This window comes from Pseudomonas sp. TZ252 (genome assembly GCF_056110345.1).
In genome coordinates this window covers 2,145,917-2,160,426 of the sequence record NZ_CM148566.1, presented here as the reverse complement: position 1 = coordinate 2,160,426, position 14,510 = coordinate 2,145,917, and the positions used below count along the sequence as shown (strand labels likewise).

The window sequence follows — 14,510 nt, the reverse complement described above, 5'->3', positions numbered from 1 at the left end:
CGCCACCCTTGGCCGGGTCGGCAACGGACAGAGGTAGGACATGCGTTTGCGCAGAAGGACGACGTTGCTGCTGGTATTTGCAGTGCTGTTGCTGCTGGCGTTCGGCTACGGCTGGCATGCCTGGCGCAGCCTGTTGCGCGAGCAGGGTGTCGAGCGCCTGGAGTGGCAAGGCCTGGGCCTGTCCGCCGAAGGCATCGGGCTGCGACGGCTGGCGCTGGAGCGGCGCGGCGCGGATGGCGCCAGCTTGCGACTGGACGTGGAACACGCGCTGCTGCGCTGGCCCGGGCTGTCGGGTTGGCGTCCGCGTCTACCCGGCCTGCGCGTGGAGCAAGTGGCGCTCGCCTGGCAACCGGCTGCCGCGAGTTCCGACGACGACTCCGCTGCGCTGGACTGGACGTCCCTGCGCGAGACCCTCGCCTGGCTGCCGGAACAGATCCACCTCGAACGCTTCCATCTCGACCTGCCTTGTCCCGCCGGCCGCTGCGAGCAGGACGGCGGGCTGGACATCGGCCGCCCGTCGGGAGCGCTGTTTCCGCTGGCTGCGCAACTGCGCCTGCAACAGGAGGCGCAGCAGGCCCAGCTCGACGCCCAGCTCTTCGAGGAGCCTACCGGTTGGCGCCTGCGGACGCGCGCGCAACTCGACCGGCAGGCGCTGCTGACGCTGGACAGCCAGCTCGCGCCGTCCGATGGCGACGGCCTCTGGCAGGGGCGCCTGGAGGCGCCCGGCCTGCCGGACACCCGTGGCCTGGTGGTCTGGCTCAATCGCTGGTTGCCGGAAGCCCAGCGCCTGCCCGACGCACCGCAAGCCCTGCGTCTGCAAGCGGACTGGACGATCCGCCTGGCGCCTGGCAGCGACTGGCTGGAGCCGCGCCGGGTGCTCGACGGCGGTGGCTCGGCGGCGCTGCTGGTGCAGGCTCCGCAAGCCTGGCCGCTGCCCGGTCTGGGTAATGTACAGGGCGAACTGCAAGTCCAACTGGATGGAGACGAGGGCGCCTGGTTGCCACGCCAGCTGCGCAGCGACTTGCGCCTGAGCCAGTTGCACGGCGAGTGGTTGCAGGCGCTGCCGGCCGAGTTGCGGCCGAGCGCGCTGGGCTTGCGCAGCGAGCCGCTGGAGCGCGATGCCGATAGCGTCACCGCGTTGCGCCTGGCGTTCACCAGCGAGGGCGCGAGTACGCTGAAGCTGGAGACGCGGCTCGACCTGCTGGGCATCTCGCCGTGGGCCGCCAGGCTGGTGGAGGGTCGCTTGCAGGTGGACGCGCCGCGCCTGCAATACCTGGGCTGGAAAGCCGAGCGACTGGTCGCGGAGATTCCCCTGGAGGGCCGGCTGGACGGGCAGCGCGCCAACCTCTCCTTCGGCAGGGGCGCGCGGTTGCAGGCGGCGTCCCTGGCCGAGCCGTCGACGCTGCACCTTGGCCAGCCCCGCCTCGACCTCGCCGGGGCCGCTCTCGAACTGGCCTACCAGCCGCTGGCGCTGCATTTCGCCGGGCCGCTGCAGGCGCAGGTCGGACAACTCCGCCAGGCCAACCTCAAACCGTTGGCCTGGACCTTCGAGGGGCCGCTCGACACCACCCTCGAGCGCACCAGCCTGAAGGGACGGCTGAGCAACGGCGCGGGGTTGGCGGCGGACATCCAGCTGCAGCGCGACGCGAAGACGCCCCTGGCGCTCTCCGCCAGGCTGGCCGAGGTGTTCTTCCGTACCGGCAATCCGCTGGCCGCGACCCTCGCCGACTGGCCGGGGCTGCTCGAACTGGGCAATGGGCGAGCGACCGCCGCGGCCGGCTGGAAGCTCGATGCGGCGGGCGCCTCGTCCCTCGACCTGGACCTGACCCTGAAAGGCCTCGACGGTATCTACGACCGCAGCGAGCTGAAGGGGCTGGGCGGCAGCCTGGCCTTGCGCCTGCGTGGCGGTCAGTTGAGCCTGGACAGCCCCGGCCTGAGCCTGGCCGAGGCCAATCCCGGCCTGCCGCTGGGGCCGGTGAGTTTCCGCGGGCGCTATGAGGCCCCGCTTTCCGCGCCGGGCAGCGGCCGTTTGAGCTGGCAGACGTTGCAGAGCGGCCTGTTCGGCGGGCAGGCCTCGGTCCCCGCGGGGAGCATCCGCCTGGGTCAGGCTGAGCAGAAGTTCGCCTTGCGTATCCAGGGCATACAACTCGGCGAGATTTTCCGGGTCTATCCGGCGGAGGGCCTGGCCGGCGAAGGCGCCCTGGACGGCGAGCTGCCGCTGATGCTGAACCGCTGGAAGCCCAGCGTCTCCGGCGGCCAGGTCAAGGCCCGCGAGCCCGGCTACCTGCGCTTCCGCTCGGCGAAGATCGAGGCGCTGGGGCGCAGCAACCCGGGGATGAAGCTGGTCGCCGATGCCCTCGACGATTTCCACTACGACGTCCTGCAAAGCAGCGTCGATTATCATGAGAACGGCAAGCTGTTGCTCGGCCTGCGCTTGCAGGGCAGCAACCCGGACCTGGAGAAGGGGCGCCCGGTCAACCTCAACGTCAATCTGGAGGAGGATATCCCGGCACTGCTGACCAGCCTGCAACTGAGCGACCGGGTCAGCGAAACCATTCGCCAACGTGTGCAGGAGCGCATGCAGAAACGCAAGGCTTCGGCGCCATGAGCCATACAGGAGAACCCCCGATGCGCCTCTGCGCTCTATTCGCTGTCCTGCTGCTGGGCAGCCTGACGATGGCCTGCACGCCCACCGTGCAGCTGGCGGCTCCCAGCGAGCCGATCAACATCAATCTCAACGTGAAAATCGAGCACGAGATCTACATCAAGGTCGACAAGGCTCTGGACGGCATCATCAACGAGAACAGCGGCCTGTTCTAAAGGAGCGGATCCATGACAACCCGTAGCAAACTCGGTATCGCCCTGCTGGCCCTCGGCATCAGCCTTTCCGCCATGGCGATGGACCTCGGCCAGGCCATGTCGGCCCTTGGCGGCGCCAAGGCCCAGGGCCTGGTCGGCGAGCAGGCGGACGGCTACCTTGGCGTGGTCAGCAACAGCGGCCAGGCGGCGGACATCGCCGCGCAGATCAATGCCGCGCGGCGTGCCGAATACCAGAAGGTGGCCAACAGCAGCGGCGCTTCGCTGGCCGACGTGGAGGCCATGGCCGGCAAGAAGGCGATGGAGAGAACCCCTGCCGGGCAGTACGTCCAGGTCGGCGGCAAGTGGGTGAAGAAATAGCGCGAAGGCTCCGCGAGCGCTCTGGGACGCTGCTCCGGTCGCAAGGGCCGGGCAGTGTCCGCGGAATTTTTCCTGTCGCGAGCGGTTCCTTCAGGGACTCCTGCCGTTTTCCATGGCTTCTGCGACAGGCTTTCCCGAAAAAGCGACTCCCGGCCTGAGTTCGATCATTTAAATATGCGGTATTTTTCCAGTTTTATGGTGGATGCGCCTCGGTAAAACCCCTAATTGTCCGGTTTTTTACCTGAGTAACCGCCTAAAATTGGTGATTATTTCTGCCTGCCTCTTCCTATACTGCGCGCATCTACACGCTCAAAATAACAAACGTCCGCGGTTCCTCCGCGACGTGGGAGGCGACAATGCGAGTTCTGGTCCTTGGCAGCGGTGTCATCGGTACCGCCAGTGCGTATTACCTGGCCCGTGCCGGGTTCGAGGTGGTGGTGGTCGATCGTCAGGACGGTCCCGCGCTGGAAACCAGCTTCGCCAACGCCGGCCAGGTGTCTCCCGGCTACGCTTCGCCCTGGGCAGCCCCGGGCATTCCCCTGAAGGCCATGAAGTGGCTGCTGGAAAAGCACGCGCCGCTGGCCATCAAGCTCACCTCCGATCCCAGCCAGTACGCCTGGATGCTGCAGATGCTGCGCAACTGCACCGCCGAGCGCTACGCCGTGAACAAGGAGCGCATGGTCCGCCTGTCCGAGTACAGCCGCGATTGCCTCGACGAACTGCGCGCCGAGACCGGCATCGCCTACGAGGGCCGCACCCTCGGCACCACCCAACTGTTCCGCACCCAGGCGCAGCTGGACGCCGCCGGCAAGGACATCGCCGTGCTCGAGCGCTCCGGCGTGCCCTACGAGGTTCTCGACCGCGATGGCATCGCCCGCGTAGAGCCGGCCTTGGCCAAGGTCGCCGACAAGCTGGTCGGCGCCTTGCGCCTGCCCAACGACCAGACCGGCGACTGCCAGCTGTTCACCACCCGCCTGGCGGAAATGGCCAAGGGCCTGGGCGTGGAGTTCCGCTTCGGCCAGAACATCGAGCGCCTGGACTTCGCCGGCGACCGCATCAACGGCGTGCTGGTCAACGGCGAATTGCTCACCGCCGACCACTACGTGCTGGCCCTGGGCAGCTACTCGCCGCAACTGCTCAAGCCGCTGGGTATCAAGGCTCCGGTCTATCCGCTGAAGGGTTATTCGCTGACCGTGCCGATCACCAACCCGGAGATGGCGCCGACCTCGACCATCCTCGACGAGACCTACAAGGTGGCGATCACCCGCTTCGACCAGCGCATCCGCGTCGGCGGCATGGCGGAAATCGCCGGCTTCGACCTGTCGCTGAACCCGCGCCGCCGCGAGACCCTGGAAATGATCACCACCGACCTCTATCCCGAGGGCGGCGATATCAGCCAGGCGACCTTCTGGACCGGCCTGCGCCCGGCGACCCCGGATGGCACCCCGATCGTCGGCGCCACCCGCTACCGCAACCTGTTCCTCAATACCGGCCACGGCACCCTGGGTTGGACCATGGCCTGCGGGTCGGGTCGCTACCTGGCCGACCTGATGGCGAAGAAGCGCCCGCAGATCAGTACCGAAGGCCTGGATATTTCCCGCTACAGCAATTCCCCGGAGAACGCCAAGAATGCCCATCCAGCGCCAGCACACTAACGAGCGTATGAGCCAGATCGTCGTCCACAACGGCACCGTCTACCTGGCGGGCCAGGTGGGCGAGGACATGTCCGCGGGCGTCGAGCAGCAGACCCGCGAGACCCTGGCGGCCATCGAGCGTCTGCTGGAAGAGGCCGGCACCGACAAGACTCGGATCCTCTCGGTGACCATCTACCTGAAGGACATCGACGCCGACTTCGAAGGCATGAACCGCGTCTGGGACCAGTGGCTGCCGCGCGGCGTCGCGCCGGCGCGCGCCACCGTCGAAGCCAAGCTCTGCGAGCCGGAGATCCTGGTAGAGATGTCGGTGGTCGCTGCGCTGCCCTGAGTTTTGTCTGGCCCGGCCGGAGAGCCGGGCTTTTTTTCGCCTGATGAAAGGTGCGCGATGCCGCACCTCGCTGAAGAGAGACCCGTCGCCATGCGCCCCGCCCGTGCCCTGATCGACCTGCAAGCCCTTCGTCACAACTATCGGCTGGCCCGCGAGGCCACCGGCGCCCGTGCGCTCGCGGTGATCAAGGCGGACGCATACGGCCACGGCGCGGTGCGCTGTGCCGAAGCGCTGGCGGCCGAGGCCGATGGCTTCGCCGTGGCCTGCATCGAGGAGGGCCTGGAGCTGCGCGAGGCCGGTATCCGCCAGCCGATCCTGCTGCTGGAGGGCTTCTTCGAGGCGTCTGAGCTGGAGCTGATCGTCGCCCACGACTTCTGGTGCGTGGTGCATTGCGCCTGGCAATTGGAGGCGATCGAACGCGCCAGCCTGGCCCGCCCGCTGAACGTCTGGCTGAAGATGGATTCGGGCATGCACCGCGTCGGCTTCTTCCCCGAGGACTTCAGCGCGGCCCACGAGCGCCTGCGGGCCAGCGGCAAGGTGGCGAAGATCGTGATGATGAGTCACTTCTCCCGCGCCGACGAACTGGATTGCCCGCGCACCGAGGAACAGCTCGCCGCCTTCGCGGCCGCTAGCCAGGGCCTGGAAGGCGAGATCAGCCTGCGCAATTCGCCAGCCGTGCTCGGCTGGCCGAAGGTGCCCAGCGATTGGGTACGTCCGGGCATCCTGCTCTACGGAGCCACGCCGTTCGAGCGCGCACATCCGCTGGCCGATCGCTTGCGCCCGGTGATGACCCTGGAATCGAAGGTGATCAGCGTCCGCGACCTGCCGGCCGGCGAACCGGTCGGCTACGGCGCGCGCTACAGCACCGAGCGTAGCCAGCGCATCGGCGTGGTCGCCATGGGCTACGCCGATGGCTATCCGCGCCACGCCGCCGACGGCACCCTGGTGTTCATCGACGGCAAGCCGGGGCGCCTGGTTGGCCGGGTATCGATGGACATGCTCACCGTCGACCTTACCGACCATCCCCAGGCCGGGCTGGGCAGCCGGGTCGAACTATGGGGCCCGAACGTGCCGGTCGGCGCCCTGGCGGCGCAGTTCGGCAGCATTCCCTACCAGCTGCTGTGCAACCTGAAAAGGGTGCCGCGCGTCTATTCCGGGGCTTGAGAAAAACTTTCCGAATTCTTTGCGCAGGCATGTCGACCGATCTGTTGTAAATACTGAACAGTGTTGCCATGATACGGCCGACTTGGGGTCGCCAGCCGTGTGCGGCCTCGTTTTGCCTTGCCTGCCAGAAGAATAAGGAGGACTCCACCCTTGGACGTCGGTGCTCGTCTGCAAACCATCCGAAAGCTCAAAGGTCTTTCCCAGCGCGAACTCGCCAAACGGGCGGGTGTCACCAACAGCACTATCTCGATGATCGAGAAAAACAGCGTGAGCCCTTCCATCAGTTCGCTGAAGAAGGTGCTGGGCGGTATCCCCATGTCCCTGGTGGAGTTCTTCTCCCTGGACCTGGAGCAGGACAGCCATACCCAGGTTGTCTACAAGGCAGACGAACTGATCGACATTTCCAGCGGCGCGGTGTCCATGCGCCTGGTGGGCAAGGCGCACCCGAGCCGGGCGATCGCCTTCCTCGACGAAACCTACCCGCCGGGCTCCGACACCGGCGAGGAAATGCTCAACCACGAAGGCGAGGAGGCCGGCGTGCTGGTCGACGGGCGCCTGGAACTGACCGTCGGCAGCGAGACCTATGTGCTCGAGCGCGGCGACAGCTACTATTTCGAGAGCAACAAGCCGCACCGTTTTCGCAATCCCTACGATGTGCCGGCACGCTTGATCAGCGCCACCACGCCCGCAAATTTCTGACCTGAAGCACAAGACCCCGCCGGGCCCGAAGGGCGCCGGCCGACAAGGGGCATGCGGGGCTGCGACCTAATGCCGCAAGGCTTTGCGAGGGTGTGCAATTGTTTCTGCCGGGCTTTCTTTGCCGTTATACTTGCGCCCGCCCGCGCGGCCCGCAGTGATCGGTATCGTGCCCGGGTGTGATAAGCCACGATGAGGGTGTAAGGGTGAACCTGATTAAAAAAATGCTGGCGGCCCAAGCTGCCGTGTTGGCCCTGTGGGCTGTAAGCGCTCAGGCTACGACCACTGACGATGCGATCGCCAAGCGCCTCGAGCCGGTAGGCAAGGTCTGCGTACAAGGCAAGGAATGCGAAGGCGTCGGCGCCGTCGCGGCAGCCGCCGGTGGCGGCGGTGCGCGTTCCGGCGAAGACATCGTCGGCAAGACCTGCAACACCTGCCACGGCACCGGCCTGCTGGGCGCGCCGAAGGTTGGCGACAAGGCCGAGTGGGGCAAGCGCGCCAAGGAGCAGGGCGGCCTCGATGGCCTGCTGGCCAAGGCGATTTCCGGTATCAACGCCATGCCGCCGAAAGGCACCTGCGCCGATTGCTCGGACGACGAGCTGAAAGCCGCGATCAAGCATATGTCCGGTCTGTAACAACGCCGGAACCGTGTCGCGAAAAGCCGCCTCCTGGCGGCTTTTTCGTATCCGCGGTGCGGGTTTTTCCCGCTGGCGGATCGTCCCGCCGGCAAACAGGGTCCAAACTTCCGGCTACCCATTCGCCGGAGGGCATCGTCTTGAGCCGAACCTGTTCCATCGACGCCGCAGTCGATCACTTGCTGCAGACCATCGAGGGCCCGATTCGCATGGGCCTGCCCCTCGGGCTGGGCAAGCCCAACCGACTGGTCAATGCGTTGTACCAGCGCCTGCGGACCCTGCCGGAGCGCCAACTGACGCTGTATACCGCGCTTTCCCTGGGGCGTCCCGCCGCTGGCGGCGACCTGCAACGGCGTTTCCTCGAGCCTTTCGCCGAACGGGTCTTCGCTGACTACCCGGAGCTGGATTACCTGCACGCCCTGCGCCGCGACGAACTGCCGGCGAACATCCGCGTCGAGGAGTTCTACCTGCAGCCCGGCAGCCTGCTGGACAGCGCGCCGGCGCAGCAGCACTACATCAGTTGCAACTACAGCCACGTCGCCCGCGACATCAATGCCAAGGGCGTCAACGCGGTGGCCCAGCTGGTGGCGCGGCATCCCGAGCGGCCGGGCAAGCTGAGCCTGGCCTGCAACCCGGATATCACCCTGGACCTCCTGCCGATGCTGGAGAAGCGTCGCGCCGCTGGCGAGACCATCGTCGCCATCGGCGTGGTCCACGATGACCTGCCCTACCTGCCGGGCGACGCCGAGGTCGAGGAGTCGGTATTCGACCTGCTGATCGACGCGCCGGCGGAAAGCAGCCGGTTGTTCTCCACGCCGAACATGCCGGTCAACCTGCAGGATCACTGTATCGGTCTCCACGCCAGCGCGCTGGTGCGCGACGGCGGCACCCTGCAGATCGGCATCGGCTCGATGGGCGACGCGCTGACCGCCGCCCTGCTGCTGCGCCAGCGCGACAACGCCACCTACCGGGCGTTGATCGACGAGCTGGGTGTGCGTGCGCGCTGGGCCGAGACGATCGAGCGCGACGGTGGCCTGGAGCCGTTCCGCCGGGGGCTTTACGGTTGCAGCGAGATGTTCGTGCCGGGTCTGCTGGCGCTGGCCGAGGCCGGCGTGCTGAGCCGCCGGGTCTACCCCGACGAAGCGCGGCAGCGTGCCGCCGAGCGCGGCGAGGCGCCGGTGGAGGGCGGGGTGTGGCTGCACGGCGGCTTTTTCCTCGGTCCGTTGGCGTTCTACCGGCGCCTGCGCGAGATGTCGCTGGAAGAGCGCGCCGGGATCGGCATGACCGGCATCGGCTTCGTCAACAACCTGTACCGCCAGGAAGAGCTGAAGCGTCTGCAGCGGCGCGACGCGCGCTTCATCAACAGCGCCTTCACCGTGACCCTGCTCGGCGCCGGGGTCGCCGACCAGCTGGAGGACGGCCGGGTGCTCAGTGGCGTCGGCGGGCAGTACAACTTCGTCGCCCAGGCTCACGAGCTGGAGGGCGCACGTTCGATCCTGATGCTGCGTAGCTGGCGCGAATCCGGCGGGGAGGTCAGTTCGAACATCGTCTGGCAGTACGCCCACACCACCATTCCCCGGCACTTGCGTGACATGGTGGTGACCGAGTACGGGATCGCCGACCTGCGTGGCAAGAATGACGCGGAAGTGATCGCCGCGCTGCTGGCCATCGCCGACTCGCGCTTCCAGCAGGCGCTGGCCGAGCAGGCCCAGTCGGCCGGCAAGCTGCCGAAGGATTTCGTCCTGCCCGAACGCTATCGCAACAATACCCCGGAGCGCCTGCAGGCCTTGCACCAGGCCCACGCAGCGGCGCTGCCGGAGTTTCCCCTGGGCAGCGATTTCGACGAGGTCGAGCAGGACCTGCTGCGGGCGCTGGGTTGGCTCAAGCGCAAGCTGAAGCTGAGCGAGATCCTCGAACTGGGCAAGGCGACCCTGGATGCGCCGGAGCCAGAAGCCTACCCGGCGCATCTGCGGCGCATGGACCTGGACGATCCGCAGGGGCTTCGCGAGGAACTCTACCAGCGCTTGCTGCTGGCCGGCCTGCGAGCCAGCCAGGAAGAGCGGGGCTGAGTGGCGCTCAGTCGAGGAACTCGACCTGACCGCCGGCCAGCGATTTCACCCGGGCCAGGGACTCGACCCGGTAGCCTTCGCTTTCCAGCAGGGCGCGGCCATCCTGGAAGGATTTCTCGATGACGATGCCGAGCCCGGCGATGCTCGCGCCGGCCTGGCCGATCAGGTCGATCAGCGCCTTGGCGGCATGGCCGTTGGCGAGGAAGTCGTCGATCACCAGCACGTGGTCGTGGGCGTTCAGGTGCTTGGCCGAGATGGCGATGGTGCTCTCGGTCTGCTTGGTGAAGGAGAACACCTTGGAGATGTACAGGTTGTCCTTCAGGGTCAGCGACTGGTACTTGCGGGCGAAGATCACCGGGACGCCCAGCTCCAGGCCGGCCATGACCGCCGGGGCGATGCCGGAAGCCTCGATGGTGACGATCTTGGTGATGCCCTGGTCGCGGAAGCGCATGGCGAACGCGTGACCGACCTGCTGCATCAGCTGCGGGTCGATCTGGTGGTTGAGAAAGGCGTCGACCTTGAGTACGTGCTCGGAAAGGACGATGCCTTCCGAGCGGATTTTGTCTTTGAGAATGTCCACGGGTGGCTTCCTGCGAAGCGGCTGTCGCTGATGAAGCGCGGCATTGTACCGCCAGCCGGCGCCGCGCGCGACGTTCTCTCGGACGAGCGAACATGATCGAGCGGTCAGGAATCCGCGCCTGCCCGGCGCGGCCCCGTGGCAGGCGGGCCGCGCCGCTGCCGGCTCATTTCAGCAGGTTGTTCACCAGTAGCGTCTCGACGTCCTTGAAGCGCCCGCTGAGCACGGCCTTGGCGGCGTAGAGCGCGGTGTCGGCGATCTGGCCGAACTCGATCTTCGGCGGCATCACCAGCTCCGCAGGGTTGGTATGCACGTCCAGCAGCGCCGGACCGGGCTGGGCGAGGAACTCCTGCACCGCCGCCTCGAGATCCTCGGAGCGCGTCACCTTGCGTCCGTGGAAGCCGATCACCTCGGCGAGCCGGGCGAAGTCCGGGTTGAGCAGGTCGGTGTAGTTGTCCAGCAGGCCCTCGACCTTCTGTTCCAGCTCGACGAAGTTCAGCGAGGCATTGTTCAGCACCACTACCTTGATCGGCAGTTTTTCCTGGATGGCCGTCAGCAGGTCGCCGAGCAGCATGGCCAGGCCGCCGTCGCCGGAGATCGAGATCACCTGGCGCTCGGGGTAGGCCTTCTTCAGTCCCAGCGCCTGGGGCATGGCGTTGGCCATGGTGCCGTGGACCAGGCTGGTGAGGGTGCGGCGCTTGCCGTTGCTGTGGATGTGACGCAACAGCCAGACCATCGCCGAGCCGCCGTCGGCGGTGAACAGGGCGTCCTCGCTGGCGTGCTGGTCGAGCAGGCTGACCAGGTGCTGGGGGTGGATCAGCTCGCCCTTGCCGGCTTGCTCCTCTTTTTCCAGCGTCCGCAGCGAGCGCTCGCGGTGCTCCAGGCATTCGTCGAGGAAGCTGCGCTCCTCGCGGGCTTCGAGCAGCGGCAGGAGCGCCTCGAGGGTGGGGATCACGTCGCCGACCACGCCGAGATCGACTGGGTGGCGGCGACCCAGGTGGCTGCCGTCGCGGTCGACCTGGATCAGGGTGGCCTTCTGCGGATAGAACTGCGCCCAGGCGAAGTCGGCGCCGAGCAGCAGGAGGGTGTCGCACTCGGTCATCATGTGGAAGCCGGACTCGATCCCGAGCATACCGGTCATGCCCATGTTGAAGGGGTTGTCGTACTCGACGAAGTCCTTGGCCCGCGACGTGTGCGCGATGGGCGCCTTGAGGCGGTCGGCGAGGGCCACCAGCAGGTTGTGGGCGCCCTGGCAGCCGGAGCCGGCGTAGATGCCGATCTTCTTGCCGTGGGCCAGCAGGCGGGCGATGTCCTGCAGTTCGGCGTCGCTGGGGCGCAGCACCGGTTGCGGGAAATGCACCGAGAACGGCAGGTCGTCCTTCACCGTGGCCTGGCTGATGTCGGCCGGCAGGATCACCACCGCCACGCCGCGCCGGTTGAGCGCCGCCTGGCAGGCCAGGGCCACCACCCGGCGCGCCTGTTCCGGGCTGTGCACCTGCTCGCAGAACACCGAGCAACTGGCGTAGACCGCCTTGAAGTCGACCTCCTGGGGAAACTCCATGCCCAGTTGCGGGGTGACGATCTGGCTGGCGATCAGCACCATCGGCGCGCGGTTGCGCTGGGCCTCGTAGACGCCGTTGATGAAGTGCAGGCTGCCCGGTCCGCAGGAGCCGGCGCAGGCGGTCAGGCGTCCGCTGATGTAGGACTCGGCGCCCGCGGCGAAGGCCGCCGCCTCTTCGTGGCGCACGTGGACCCACTGGATCTGGCTGCGATGGATGGCGTCGGTGACATGGTTGAGGGTGTCGCCGACGATGCCATAGCAATGGCGGACGCCGGCGGCTTCCAGGGTTTCCACGACGATCTCGGCGACTTTCTTGCTCGACATGAAGCTGTCCTCGAATGGAATTCGTTAGCTAGCTAATTTTGGTCGCGCGTGGAGCGGCAAAAGTTCCTCGCCCGAGGCTAGGCATCGGGCAAGACACTTTTGTGAAAATCGAGACAGTCGAGGCGCGGCGGGCTCAGCGCTTGAGCATGGCGCGGATGTCGGCGAGGGCGGCGTTGCCCTTGGCCGCCTTGACCTCTTGCGGGGCGTCTTCCATGCCTTCCCATTCGAGGTCTTCGGGGGGCAGTTCGTCGAGGAAGCGGCTCGGCGAGCAGTCGATGATCTCGCCGTATTGCTTGCGCTTGGCGGCGAAGGTCATCGCCAGGTTCTGCCGCGCGCGGGTGATGCCGACGTAGGCCAGGCGGCGCTCCTCTTCCACCGTGTCGGCCTCGATGCTGGAACGGTGGGGCAGGATCTCTTCCTCCATGCCCATGATGAACACGTAGGGGAACTCCAGCCCCTTCGACGCGTGCAGGGTCATCATCTGCACGCCTTCGGCGCCTTCCTCTTCTTCCTGCTGGCGCTCCAGCATGTCGCGCAGGACCAGCTTGGCGATGGCCTGCTCGATGGTCATGTCGCCTTCCTCGTCGCGCTCGAGGGTGTTCTTCAGTGCCTCGATGAGGAACCAGACGTTGCTCATGCGGAATTCGGCGACCTTGTCGCTGGAGGCGTTCTGCCGCAGCCAGTTCTCGTAGTCGATGTCCATCACCATGCTGCGCAGCACGGCGATCGGCTCGTTCTCCGCGCACTGTCGGCGGATACCGTCCATCCAGCGCTTGAAGCGTTGCAGGCGTTCGTGGAAACGGCTGTCGAGGTGCTCGGCCAGGCCCATCTCGTCGCAGGCGGCGTACATCGAGATCTTGCGCTGGGTGGCGTAGTTGCCGAGCTTCTCCAGGGTCGCCGAACCGATTTCCCGGCGCGGCACGTTGATCACCCTGAGGAAGGCGTTGTCGTCGTCGGGGTTCACCAGCAGGCGGAAGTAGGACATCAGGTCCTTCACTTCCTGGCGCCCGAAGAAGCTGGTGCCGCCAGAGAGCCGATAGGGAATCTGGTGGTGCTGGAGCTTCAGCTCCATCAGCTTGGCCTGGTGGTTGCCACGGTAGAGGATGGCGAACTCGCTGTACGGCCGCTCGGTGCGCAGGTGCAGGGTGAGGATTTCCATGGCGATGCGCTCGGCCTCGGCGTCCTCGTTGCGGCAGCGGATCACCCGGATCGGATCGCCGTGGCCCATCTCGCTCCACAACTGCTTCTCGAATACGTGCGGGTTGTTGGCGATGAGGACGTTCGCGCACTTGAGGATGCGGCTGGTGGAGCGGTAGTTCTGCTCCAGCATCACCACCTTCAGCGAAGGGAAGTCTTCCTTCAGCTGCATCAGGTTTTCCGGGCGCGCGCCGCGCCAGGCGTAGATCGACTGGTCGTCGTCGCCGACCACGGTGAACTGGGCGCGGTCCTTCACCAGCAGCTTGACCAGCAGGTACTGGCTGGCGTTGGTGTCCTGGTACTCGTCCACCAGCATGTAGCGCACCTTGTTCTGCCACTTCTGGAGGACGTCCGGATGTTCCTGGAACAGCTTCACCGGTTGCAGGATCAGGTCGTCGAAGTCCACCGCGTTGTAGGCGCGCAGGGTGCGCTGGTAATGCAGGTAGACGATCGCGGCGGTCTGCTCCTTGGGGTTGCGGGCCTTTTCCAGCGCCTCCTCCGGAAGGATCAGGTCGTTCTTCCAGGCGCCGATGTAGTTCTTGATCTCGTCGACGCCGTCGTCCCCGGAATACTCCTTCTGCATGATGTCGGTCAGCAGCGCCTTGATGTCCGACTCGTCGAAGATCGAGAAGCCGGGCTTGTAGCCGAGCCGCTCGTGTTCCTTGCGGATGATGTTCAGGCCGAGGTTGTGGAAGGTCGAGACGGTCAGGCCCTTGCCCTCGCCGCCGCGCAGCAGGGTGCCGACGCGCTCCTTCATCTCCCGCGCGGCCTTGTTGGTGAAGGTCACGGCGACGATGTACTGGGCGCGGATACCGCACTGCTGGACGAGATAGGCGATCTTGCGGGTGATCACGCTGGTCTTGCCGGAGCCGGCGCCAGCCAGGACCAGCAGGGGACCGCCGACGTAGTTCACGGCTTCTTGCTGCCGGGGATTGAGTCGGGACATAGGAACAGGCCGGAAGAGAGGGTTGAAGCGGGGGCGTATTCTAACAGGCTGGCTGGCATCCGCGAGAATTAGCGTGCAAGCTGTGACCGATCCCGAGATCGTTCACGCCATTTTGCTGTAGATTCCCTACCGCATTAGGATGATGCCGTTCGTTCTTTACGAAGATTCTTAAAACTTTGGA

12 protein-coding genes are annotated in these 14,510 nt (G+C 66.3%); 9 read left to right on the top strand and 3 right to left on the bottom strand.

Annotated elements, in window-relative coordinates; genetic code table 11:
* Positions 1-40: 40 nt before the first annotated feature.
* The 9 genes from ACYAF3_RS09920 (at position 41) to ACYAF3_RS09880 (ending at position 9,724) form a co-directional block, all read left to right on the top strand.
* Positions 41-2,608 (top strand): intermembrane phospholipid transport YdbH family protein, encoded by a 2,568-nt coding sequence (locus ACYAF3_RS09920; protein ID WP_023085871.1) that lies wholly within the window; start codon positions 41-43, stop codon positions 2,606-2,608.
* A gap of 20 nt (positions 2,609-2,628) precedes the next feature.
* On the top strand, positions 2,629-2,820 hold the full coding sequence (locus ACYAF3_RS09915) for a YnbE family lipoprotein (RefSeq protein WP_003096523.1): 192 nt from the start codon (positions 2,629-2,631) through the stop codon (positions 2,818-2,820).
* A gap of 12 nt (positions 2,821-2,832) precedes the next feature.
* Positions 2,833-3,177, top strand: a complete 345-nt coding sequence (locus ACYAF3_RS09910; protein WP_003098276.1) for a YdbL family probable chaperone protein — start codon at positions 2,833-2,835, stop codon at positions 3,175-3,177.
* Between the two features lie 356 nt (positions 3,178-3,533).
* Positions 3,534-4,832: a D-amino acid dehydrogenase gene (gene dadA, locus ACYAF3_RS09905; protein WP_003098274.1), complete on the top strand. Its 1,299-nt coding sequence runs from the start codon at positions 3,534-3,536 to the stop codon at positions 4,830-4,832.
* Complete coding sequence (locus ACYAF3_RS09900) at positions 4,807-5,160, top strand: RidA family protein (protein WP_003098273.1); 354 nt, start codon at positions 4,807-4,809, stop codon at positions 5,158-5,160. Before dadA ends, ACYAF3_RS09900 begins: the two co-directional genes overlap by 26 nt.
* A gap of 90 nt (positions 5,161-5,250) precedes the next feature.
* Positions 5,251-6,324, top strand: a complete 1,074-nt coding sequence (alr, locus tag ACYAF3_RS09895; RefSeq protein ID WP_003114351.1) for an alanine racemase — start codon at positions 5,251-5,253, stop codon at positions 6,322-6,324.
* Positions 6,325-6,474: 150 nt separating this feature from the next.
* A complete protein-coding gene (locus ACYAF3_RS09890; protein WP_003096513.1) occupies positions 6,475-7,023 on the top strand; it encodes a cupin domain-containing protein in 549 nt (182 codons plus the stop codon).
* 203 nt (positions 7,024-7,226) lie between these two features.
* A complete protein-coding gene (locus ACYAF3_RS09885) occupies positions 7,227-7,655 on the top strand; it encodes a c-type cytochrome (protein WP_003096511.1) in 429 nt (142 codons plus the stop codon).
* Positions 7,656-7,864: 209 nt separating this feature from the next.
* Positions 7,865-9,724, top strand: a complete 1,860-nt coding sequence (locus tag ACYAF3_RS09880) for an acetyl-CoA hydrolase/transferase C-terminal domain-containing protein (protein ID WP_003123719.1) — start codon at positions 7,865-7,867, stop codon at positions 9,722-9,724.
* 7 nt (positions 9,725-9,731) lie between these two features.
* Here the strand turns inward: ACYAF3_RS09880 and ACYAF3_RS09875 are convergent, their stop codons facing one another.
* The 3 genes from ACYAF3_RS09875 to rep all read right to left on the bottom strand — a co-directional run bounded on the left by ACYAF3_RS09875 (position 9,732) and on the right by rep (position 14,329).
* A complete protein-coding gene (locus ACYAF3_RS09875) occupies positions 9,732-10,304 on the bottom strand; it encodes a xanthine phosphoribosyltransferase (RefSeq protein WP_003096508.1) in 573 nt (190 codons plus the stop codon).
* 163 nt (positions 10,305-10,467) lie between these two features.
* On the bottom strand, positions 10,468-12,186 hold the full coding sequence (locus ACYAF3_RS09870; RefSeq protein ID WP_033969841.1) for a thiamine pyrophosphate-dependent enzyme: 1,719 nt from the start codon (positions 12,184-12,186) through the stop codon (positions 10,468-10,470).
* Between the two features lie 133 nt (positions 12,187-12,319).
* A complete protein-coding gene (gene rep, locus ACYAF3_RS09865; protein ID WP_003110454.1) occupies positions 12,320-14,329 on the bottom strand; it encodes a DNA helicase Rep in 2,010 nt (669 codons plus the stop codon).
* Positions 14,330-14,510: the final 181 nt, after the last annotated feature.